This is a genomic window from Ensifer sp. VA4 (assembly GCF_055710065.1).
Genome location: NZ_JBVQPO010000070.1, coordinates 1 through 339, shown reverse-complemented (window position 1 = coordinate 339; position 339 = coordinate 1). Strand labels below are relative to the sequence as shown.

General features: G+C 57.5%; 2 pseudogenes. Both read left to right on the top strand.

The features are described from left to right. Positions 1 to 101: pseudogene (locus tag AC0C6X_RS30205) on the top strand (ABC transporter substrate-binding protein); the annotation flags it as partial. Between the two features lie 101 nt (positions 102 to 202). Then, a pseudogene (locus AC0C6X_RS30200) lies at positions 203 to 339 on the top strand (proline/glycine betaine ABC transporter permease); the annotation flags it as partial.

Below are 339 nucleotides of genomic sequence, written 5' to 3'. Positions count from 1 at the left end.
GCGGCGACGACGGCGCAAAGCACTTCCTCGAAGAGAACGAGGCCATGTGGAAGGCGTGGGTATCGCCGGAAGCTGCCGAGAAGATCAAGGCAGCACTCTGATCCCGTTCAAGACGTTGCTGGCGCGCCCCGGTGGAACATGCTGCGCCGGCAACGAACAGCGCGTCAAAGGATGCGCTTACCGTTATCGAGGAGGATGGATTTTGGATTGGTTATTCAGCTTTCCCCACATGGACGATGCGTCTTTACGCGATCTCAAGAAGGTGATCGACGAGGGGTTTCGCGGTTTCACGCGTGCCTATGGCGACGGTCTTGAAGCAATTTTCGAGCCGCTACAGCA